The organism is Methanomicrobiales archaeon HGW-Methanomicrobiales-1 (assembly GCA_002839675.1).
GTDB lineage: Archaea > Halobacteriota > Methanomicrobia > Methanomicrobiales > Methanospirillaceae > Methanoregula.
This window is the reverse complement of sequence record PGYM01000004.1, coordinates 184,939-194,230: the sequence shown is the minus strand read 5'-3', so window position 1 is coordinate 194,230 and position 9,292 is coordinate 184,939. Positions and strand designations below refer to the sequence as shown.

9 protein-coding genes are annotated in these 9,292 nt (G+C 47.8%); 6 read left to right on the top strand and 3 right to left on the bottom strand.

Annotated elements, in window-relative coordinates; genetic code table 11:
* Positions 1-206: hypothetical protein (locus CVV30_12460; protein ID PKL68139.1), on the top strand; the 206-nt coding region annotated here is incomplete at its 5' end.
* A gap of 104 nt (positions 207-310) precedes the next feature.
* On the opposite strand, the gene CVV30_12455 is transcribed toward CVV30_12460, so the two are convergent.
* The 3 genes from CVV30_12455 to CVV30_12445 form a co-directional block, all read right to left on the bottom strand.
* A complete protein-coding gene (locus CVV30_12455) occupies positions 311-511 on the bottom strand; it encodes a hypothetical protein (protein PKL68138.1) in 201 nt (66 codons plus the stop codon).
* Between the two features lie 212 nt (positions 512-723).
* Entirely contained in the window at positions 724-1,422 is a 699-nt protein-coding gene (locus tag CVV30_12450) for a KaiC domain-containing protein (GenBank protein ID PKL68137.1), read from the bottom strand.
* The gene (locus tag CVV30_12445; GenBank protein PKL68136.1) at positions 1,419-2,246 is read right to left on the bottom strand and encodes a hypothetical protein; all 828 of its coding nucleotides are present in this window, start codon (positions 2,244-2,246) and stop codon (positions 1,419-1,421) included. The genes CVV30_12450 and CVV30_12445 overlap by 4 nt, the downstream gene beginning before the upstream one ends.
* Positions 2,247-2,462: 216 nt before the next feature.
* Here CVV30_12445 and CVV30_12440 point away from each other — a divergent pair, with 216 nt between their 5' ends.
* The 5 genes from CVV30_12440 (at position 2,463) to CVV30_12420 (ending at position 9,272) form a co-directional block, all read left to right on the top strand.
* The gene (locus tag CVV30_12440; protein ID PKL68135.1) at positions 2,463-4,193 is read left to right on the top strand and encodes a secretion system protein E; all 1,731 of its coding nucleotides are present in this window, start codon (positions 2,463-2,465) and stop codon (positions 4,191-4,193) included.
* Positions 4,190-6,124 carry a secretion system protein gene (locus CVV30_12435; GenBank protein ID PKL68134.1) on the top strand — a complete coding sequence of 645 codons (1,935 nt, stop codon included), beginning with the start codon at positions 4,190-4,192 and terminating at the stop codon, positions 6,122-6,124. Before CVV30_12440 ends, CVV30_12435 begins: the two co-directional genes overlap by 4 nt.
* Before the next feature lie 248 nt (positions 6,125-6,372).
* Positions 6,373-6,846, top strand: a complete 474-nt coding sequence (locus tag CVV30_12430; protein ID PKL68133.1) for an alpha/beta hydrolase — start codon at positions 6,373-6,375, stop codon at positions 6,844-6,846.
* Positions 6,847-6,970: 124 nt separating this feature from the next.
* A complete protein-coding gene (locus tag CVV30_12425) occupies positions 6,971-7,300 on the top strand; it encodes an ATPase (GenBank protein PKL68132.1) in 330 nt (109 codons plus the stop codon).
* Positions 7,287-9,272 carry a V-type ATP synthase subunit I gene (locus CVV30_12420; GenBank protein PKL68131.1) on the top strand — a complete coding sequence of 662 codons (1,986 nt, stop codon included), beginning with the start codon at positions 7,287-7,289 and terminating at the stop codon, positions 9,270-9,272. The genes CVV30_12425 and CVV30_12420 overlap by 14 nt, the downstream gene beginning before the upstream one ends.
* The last annotated feature ends 20 nt before the right edge of the window (positions 9,273-9,292 follow it).

Sequence of the window (9,292 nt, the reverse complement as noted above, 5' to 3'; positions counted from 1 at the left end):
TATATCAGATTCAGAAGAAGGAAATCTCTTGTAAGATCATTCTCGCTAACATTGACCGGTTCATACTATTTGTCTGGATTGAGGTTTTCTACAGAGCAATTTTTTTTAAGCAAGGTGTGGTTGAAAATTATAATTCAAAGTCTGGTTCAAAATTTTTAATCAAGATCCGATTTGAAATTTTTAAGCAAAGTATGGTTGAAAAATAAAATTCAAAGTCTGATTGAAATTTTTCAAGCAAGGTATGATTGATCCGGAAACGATTTTCAATTGCGATCGCGTACCCGATTGAAAATTTTTGAGCAGAGTCTGATTAATCCGGCTGAGCGGCCGTATGTACGGTTTGGGTGAGATACCAGAGCGGGTTCACGTCTGATGTGATGACCGGTTTTTCTCCATTTTGGATAAATTTTGATGAAACAGATCGCGATTTATTTTTTTCAAGCAGAGTCTGGTTGATCTGCGAACGGATTTCAATCAGGGGTTGGGGGGTTGATTGAAAATTTTTGAGCATGGTCTGATTTATTTTTTTAAAGCAAGGTGTGGTTGAAAATTAAAATTCAAAGTGTGATTGAAATTTTTTGGGTGAAGTCTGATTATTTTTTTTTCAATCAAAGTCCGATTGAAAATTTTAGAGCAGAGTCTGGTTGAAAAAAATCGGCAAATTTTCTGCAGTCCCAGACAGACCGTCAAAATGAGAAAGGTATCCTTCCCTTCAATCGAACTCTAGAAAACATTTGCTTCTGAATAGACCATAACCTGGTCCTGCTCGATCTCGTACGGCTTGATCTCTCGGGAATGGGCAGACATTCGCATCTTGACCACTTCGAGAGCCAGGTGCACATCGGTCAGATCAGAGGGGCGGACATACCGGAGCAGGATAACGGTATCCGAAAGGTACTCAATAAGCCCGTGACGGCTGGAAAAAACATTGTCCCGGTGCGTCTCAGAGGTCAACATGATCGTGCAGTCCCGGTCACGCAGCCCTTCCATAAACCGGTACATCTCCTGTCTTCGTTCAGAATCGGTATTAAAGAGGTCTTCAAAAAGGGAGATCGGATCGATCACCACCCTGCTGGCCTTTATCTCTTCAATGAGTTTGGGCAGCTCGTTTTTGATCCGGTTGTTGGCAACATTGAAATCCGTGGGGTCGAGCTTGAGTACAAACAGGGATTTGTTCAAAAAGGGGGCAACATCCCAGCCTTTCTGTTTCATATACGTGAGGATCCGGTCCTCGCGCTCCTCAAGGCTGATGTAGATGATGTTCTCTCCTTTTTTCAGCCCTTCCCAGACAAACTCAAGCGAAAAGGTTGTCTTACCCGTACCATAAGTACCGATAATCGCACAGATACTGCCCGGAATAAGTCCCCCGCCAAGCATATCGTCAAGGCCAAGGATTCCCACCTTGACCCGCTCGGTACTCATATGACCACCCGGATGTTGCTCACTTCAAAACCACTGGTAGTCGAGATACGAACCGCAAATTTCACGAGATCGCGTTCCTCAAGGTGGGGCATAACCCCCCGGAACTTCTCGAAATACATCACCCGCTGCCTGCGGGAACCCGTACTCTCTTCCCATTTAAAAAGCATTACAGCATCTGCAATATCTGACAGTTCTTTCTCCTGAGCTGAATCAAGAATACCCTGTGTGAGAAGCAGGTAACAGGTAAGGCCCCGCTGTTTTGATATCCGCTGCAAACCCCGTAAAAATCCGGTAAGGTTTGTCCAGCTGTCAGGAGTGTTGGATTGTGTTGCTATATCGGTGACGGAATCCATTACGATAAGACCCTGCGGTTGTGCGGTATTGATTACATTTGCAAGCTGGACGAGGACATTTTCATGAGCCGACCGCTTCTGTATTCGTGTAAGAATATCACTGTGGCTGTACCACTCATCGGGAACAATACTATTGTCAAAATAGAGTTCAGAAAGATCATCAAACAGGATTGAATCCACGAGCTGGCTTACATTATCAACATGCAGCGAATTGATGATCTCCTGCTTTACATTGTCCTTGTGCCGGGTGAACGTTATATAGTGGATATCTATTGGAACAAGTTGACCCGGCAATGCTTCATTTTTCCGGGCATCCTCCAGGTTTACTATTGAACTGAACACAAACTCATTGGTTCCGGCCCCAATGCCCCCAAGAAAAAGGATAACCGAACCCGGTGGAACTCCCCCTTCGAGAATCGGATCGAGCGATGAGATCCCGGTAGGCATCCTTTTACTGGCAAGTTCCTGCATAAGCCCTCCAACTGTAAATGAATGAACTTTTCTTCACACACTCTCTTATGGGTTGTATTATAAATATACCTGATTGTAAACGGCTGAATCTCCAGACGTTCCGAAAAAACCCCGCGAAACACTGGTTTTTTCGGAGCTACACATACATTATATAGAATGGTCTCCCGAATATATCTCGGGAATACAATAATTTTACGGATGGGGTGATGGTGAAGTATGGGGATTTCTGAATTCTTTAACTCGCGTAAAAAAACCCGAACGGAAAATGGGGCTCAGGTTCCCGATGAGCAGTCTCCGGGAACAGAAACAACCATAGCCGGTGGGGATACAGGAACAACGCCATTACCGCCGTCAGTAAAACCAGATGCAACGTTTCGTCACTATTTTCGTCTGTTGAAAGGGGCCAGAAAATCAGTTATCGGGGAATATAATTTCGAACGTGACGGGACCCTGGTTGACGCAAAGATTGACGATTCCTATGAGATCATCGACCAGTACTGGATCACGGCCGGGTATTCGCTCATTACCATCGCCCTGAATAAAAAGTCAAACCAGCGTGAATATCTCCTGTTCGAACCAACCCTTACCGATTTTGAATACGAATTACTGGAGCGACTCTACGAGGACCTGAGAGATGTCCTGATCCTGACGACAGAAGACATAAAAAAAGATCGCAGGCGCATCCTTCTCGAAAAGATGAACAAGCTGATAGATACTTATGGAATCACGCTTGAACGTTCGTCCCGTTACAAGCTCCAGTATTTCCTGATCCGGAATTTTATCGGCTGGTCGCGCATTGACCCCCTGATGAAGGATCCCAATCTTGAAGATATTTCCTGCGATGGCAACAGGATTCCACTCTTCCTCTATCACCGGATTTACCGGAACATCAAGACAAATATTGCATTTGAACCCGATGTTCTCAACTCTCTGGCAATCACGCTCGCCCAGCGTTCGGGAAAACATATCTCAACGGGCTCTCCGATCATCGATGCAACCCTGCCGGACGGCTCCCGACTCCAGCTGACCTTTGGCACAGAAGTGACCACGCGGGGGACTTCGTTTACTATACGGAAATTCCGGGAAGAGCCGTTCTCACCTGTCGAACTCATGGAGATTGGTACGTTCAGTGCGGATTCGCTGGTCTATTTCTGGATGGCCATTGAGAATAATAAAAGTCTCTTATTTATCGGGGGCACGGCATCCGGGAAGACCACTTCGTTAAATGCAGTCTCCCTGTTCATCCCCCCGGTTGCCAAGGTTGTCAGCATTGAAGACACGCGTGAGATCACCCTCTATCACGACAACTGGATCGCGAGTGTTACCCGTGAAGCCCTGTCAGAAGGCGGCAATGTGATCAGTATGTTTGACCTGCTGCGGGCTGCGATGCGACAACGCCCTGAGTTTATCCTTGTCGGGGAAGTGCGTGGCAGTGAGGCCCAGACCCTTTTCCAGGCAATGAACACCGGGCATACCACGTTCTCCACCATGCATGCAGGCAGTGTCGATGCGGCGATCCACCGTCTTGAGAGTGAGCCATTGAATGTTCCCCGGAACATGGTACAGGCGCTCAATATCATCTGTGTCCAGGGACTCATTTTTCGCGGGACAGAGCGTGTCCGCCGTTTCCAGGAAATTGTCGAAGTGGCCGGCATTGATCCATCAACCGGAAACCTGCGGGTTAACAATGTCTTTGTGTACGATCCTGTACGGGATAAATTCAGTTTTACCGGGCGCTCCCAGATCTATTCCGATATCGCAGAAAAACGCGGGTGGACCCGCGAGCAGCTCGAAGCGGAAATTCTCGCCCGGAAAAATCTGCTGGAAGAGATGAGAAAGCAGGGGATTAAAGATTATATCTCGGTTGCGACTATTTTCCATGCATACTATATCGATGCCAAGGATGTGCTGGCCCAGATCTCCGATCTCCGTAAGGTAATCCGATGATTGTCAGGGACTATCTCTTGAAATGGATCCTGCGTGATCCTCTCCGGTATCAGAGCCTGCATGCTGATCTGGTATCTGCCCGTTCGGGCGTAACCCTAGAGCAGTATCTCTGGCAGACGGTGAAAATTACCTTTCTTGCAGGTATCTTGTTTGCCATAGTCGGATACTTTGCGAGTGGATTTATAACCCCACAACTGTTTTCCGGGAAAATCGGTATCTACAATGTCTTTAACATCCCGTTACCGGTTTTATTCAATACCGTATACCCCCCCGTGTATATCCAGGCATTCGCAGTTATTTTCTCGTTTGTAATCGGCGTTTTTTTAGTGTATTCACTTCTTTTACGCCTGCCCGGTATTGAGAAGAACAACCGCTCGATCAAGATCAATCTGACCCTGCACAACGCGGTGGCCTATATGTACGCCATGAGACGAGGGGGTTGCCAGCTGATGGTGATCTTCCGTTCCCTTTCCGATCGTGCGAATATCTATGGGGAAGTTGCGCTGGAGTTCCGCCAGATTGTACGGGATGCAGATTTTTTCGGGTACGATGTTGTCACTGCAATACGACACCTTGCTGAAACAACGCCATCCGAGAAATTCAAGGATTTTCTGGAAGATCTCCTCTCGATTATTGAGAGCGGGGGGGATATGGCGGAATTTCTCTCCACGCGGGTCAAGATGTACCAGGAAGAAGCCAAGTTTGAGCAGAAACAGTTCCTCAATGTGCTCTCGCTGGTTGCAGAGTCGTATGTGACCCTGTTCGTTGCCGGCCCTCTCTTTTTGATCATTATCATGGTCGTGATGGGCATGATGGGAGGAAGTGCCGTTCTCCAGCTGGCGATAGTGACCTATGCGATCATGCCGATTGGCTCGTTTATTTTCATTCTCATGATCGATCTCATATCGATAAAGGCAGAAAAAACTTCCCGGTACGTCACCACAAAATGGCTGCATACCTATTCCGATGTAGTCATCTCTAAAAAGAGCGATGAAAAAAGCCTGTTTGAACAACTGAAAAAATATGACCGGCTCAGAAATATCATCGAATATATCCGACACCCGCTTGAAACCTTTGTAAGCGATGTGAATCGTTCGCTTTATGTGACTGTACCCTTCGCCATCCTGTATGTTGTAATAATGCTGATGAGTATACCCCGGTATACCGATATGGAGATACTCATCAACGTGGTTGATGATCACATAATTATTGCACTTCTCATCGTGCTTGTTCCGTATGCAATCTTCTATGAGATATGGTCCCGGAAAGTGCTGGGTATCCAGGAGCTGGTACCTGATTTTCTTGAACGGATGGCAGGGATTAACCAGGTGGGTCTCACGATCGCCCAGGCGATATCTATCATGGTGAATACCAACCTTGGGCTCCTGAGTTATGAAATACGAAGGATCAAGCGTGATATGGACTGGGGTGCAAATTTCACAGAAGCCCTGATTCGGTTTGAAGAGCGGGTAAGCACCCCATCCATCGCCCGGACGGTGGCTCTTATCACCAAAGCGAGCGAGATGAGCGGTCAGATCGGGGCGGTCCTCGCGATTGCCTCCAGCGACGCGAAGATGACCGAAGTGCTCAAAAAAGAGCGCATGGCTGAGATGTTCATCTATACAGCGATCGTGTACCTCTCGTTCTTTGTCTTTCTCTTTGTCGTGGGTGTTTTAGCCACCCAGTTCCTCCCCGTGCTCGAAAATATCACAACCTCAGGACTTCCCACCTCCGGGGCATTGTCCGGTATCGGGTCCATCCCGATCGTGACCTTTAACCGGCTGCTCTATCATGCATGTCTTGTGGAGGCTATCTTCTCAGGACTTGTTGCCGGGCAGATGGGGGAATCGTCACTTGCAGCGGGAGTCAAGCATTCCTGTATTCTTCTCATTATTGCCCTCGTCACTTTCAACTTCATCCTTGTCATATGAAACACTCAAGGAAAGAAGAGGGCAATCGAATTTCAGATAGAATTAAATAATGCAGCTGAATATTTCCTAGTGAGGCGAAGGGCAATGTGTACTGTTGGAGGCGCACCTACGGGCGATCTGAATTTCGATGACGATCGGGTGAAAGGAAAGAGATACCGCTGCAATGAATGCGATGAAAAATTCTCCCATATCAACCCGAACAGAAAACCCGTCTGTCCCAGTTGCGAGTCAGATAACGTTACAGAAATATGATATTTCCTCTGGATGATGAGCTGTTGCTTATCAGAAGAGGGCGCTCTTTTTTACTGGTTGCCAAAGTAAATGCCCTGTTCGGATTGTGCATTGAAACAACAACCAACGAATTTTGCCAGACAGTAGAGCCCACCGATCTTGTTGTGGTCTCTGCACCGGAAGGCGGTGCGATAGAACCTGCAATGATGCTCATCGAATTTGTCAGGACGTATCACCTCCCTTTAATCGTTCTCCCGAAAGACCATCCGGGCTCAAAACGGTTTACCTATCTTGTTTCTGTAGCTCCTGAAATATCCACAAATTGTTCCATTCAGCGGGGGACGCACCCGGAACAGCATCTGGTCTGTTCAAGCGAGGAGCTTGCCGGCATAACCCTCAAAGGTACAGGTGAGGGTGTGGAAATATCCCCGGTTCCGGCGGGTACTACCCATCAAAAGATAAAATGCCATATCAAAACAGGGTCTGCCTGAATTTCACCGGTATTGATCCTGTTTTATTGAATCTGACTTATGGTACCTGATTACCAGATCGTAAATAACAATACATATATTCCTTTTTTCACCAATTATTGTACTGCCGTGAGTGGAGGGTTGGATGAAGACTGAGGTCCTAAAAGACATCAAGAACGCTGAAGAAGAGTACCAATCGGTGATCAGCAAAGCTCAGGATGAGAAGAAGCATAAGCATTCTCAGGCAGAGCTGGAGTCTGATAATCTGGTCGCAAAAGCGCAGAGCAATTCTGAACAATACAAAAAGCTGAAACTGGAAGAAGCACGGAACCAGGCGGCACTTAAGCACGCTGAAATCATAAAAAGTGGCAATCAGCGCGCAGCAGCATTGAAAGAGAAAGGGGAGAAGAACCTTTCAAAAGCAGTGCAGCTGCTGGTTTTGCGGTTTAAGGAGCAGCTGCATGTTAGCGCCTAAGCAGATGAGCCGGCTGCTCATCGCCGCTTCCCGGGACCAGATGGCTCCGGTTATTGCGGAACTCTATCATCATCACCTGTTTCATATCGAGGAGTTCGTTGAAGCAGGAGCTGAAGGGTACGAGGGCTTTAAGATAGGCACGCCTCTTTCAGGAGCCAGTGAAAAGTCCGCAGATCTTATCAAAATACGGGCTATCACCAGCGCCATATCCGTTGCCGAGGATGATGTTGATTCAGCAAAAACCTGTTCTCAGGCTGAATTAAAGACTCAGATCGAACGGGAACTTCCTGGACTTGAGCGGGAAGTTGAGGAATTGACCGTCAGGCGCTCAAAGCTTCATACGAGGGCGAAAGAGTACGAGCAGAAGATTGCCGAGATTACCCCGTTCGTCACCGTACCGGTAGATCTGGATCTGTATCACGGTTACACGAGATTCACGACAATTGCCGGTTACGTTCCCCGCGAAGTTACCTTAAGTGTCCCTAATGAGATGTATTTCTCGAAAGGGAAAGAGAAGAATTTCCTTGTAGTCATTTTCCCGTCCGAGCAGAAGACAGAAGTTGAGCGTGCGCTTGCGGATGCAGCGTTCCAGTCGGTTTCCGTCCCGGACGAGTCAGGTATGCCTCAGACCCGGATCGATCATTATTCCGGCCTGATAACTTCCCTGAATAATGAAATAGCAGAAATTAATACAAAGCTCGAGGATGTCAGGAAAAAGCACACGGAATTCCTTGTCTCCTGCGAGGAATTTTTAAAAGCAGAAGTCGAGCAGACCGAAGCCCCGCTCCGGTTTGCAACAACAAAGCAGACCTTTGTTGCAGAAGGCTGGGTACCTTCTGACAAGGTGGATGCTGTGACCGATTCTCTCGTCAAGATTACCGGAGGGAAGATCTATGTCACGGCATTGCCAATCGACTTCGAGCACGATACCGTACCGGTAGAATACAACAATCCGGGCTTTGCAAAACCCACGCAAGTGCTCATGGATGTTTATTCCCGACCCAAGTACACGGAACTCGATCCGACACTGATGATCTCTATCGTGTTTCCCATCTTTTTCGGACTGATCGTCGGGGATGTCGGGTACGGCCTGATATTCCTCGCTATGGCCCTGGGACTCCGGAAGTTCCTGAAAGGCGATGAGGGCCGCATGCTTCTTACCGTTCTCAGGAATGCCAGTATTTCGGCTATCTTCTTTGGTCTCGTTTTCAGCGAATTCCTTGGATTTCCCATACCGGGATGGAACCCGGTCCTGTACTCCCGTCACCTCATGTCTGAGCACGGGGGACATGGTCCAAACATCCCGGAACTGATGGTCCTGTCAATCTGGATTGGTATCCTGCACATTACGCTGGGCAGGCTCATCGGCATGTATAACCATGCAAAGCAGGACCACGGACACCACCGGACTCTCGCAGTTATGGCAAACTTCGGCTGGCTTTCCGTGATGTGGGGGATCATCCTCGCCATCTGGTCGGTCGCCGCAGTACCCCTGATGCCCAATCTTACCGGGCTACCAGTTGTCCTGACCGTGCCGGGTGTCGGGTTCGGATTGAATCCTGCAACCATTATCGGCGGAATTCTCATTCTTGTAGGTATCATCCTCATTGCACGGGAATCCGTTTTAGAAATTATTGAATTGCCCACTATCGTTTCCCATGTGCTCTCGTACGCCCGTCTCGTCGCAGTCGGTCTTTCGGGTGTTGCCATCGCCATGGTCGTGAATTACATGACCTTTACGATGTTCATCAATCCGGCACTGGAGAACTTTACGATTATGAGTATCGTTATGATCCTCATAGGCCTGGGGGTATTCCTCTTCGGGCATACCCTCAATATCGCATTAAGTTTGCTGGGTGGCGGGCTCCACTCGATTCGTTTGCACTATGTTGAATTCTTCACCAAGTTCTACAAAGGTGGAGGCAAGAAGTACATCCCCTTCGGGATGAAACGCAGATTTACAGAGGATTAAATTATGGCAGCAGAATTAGC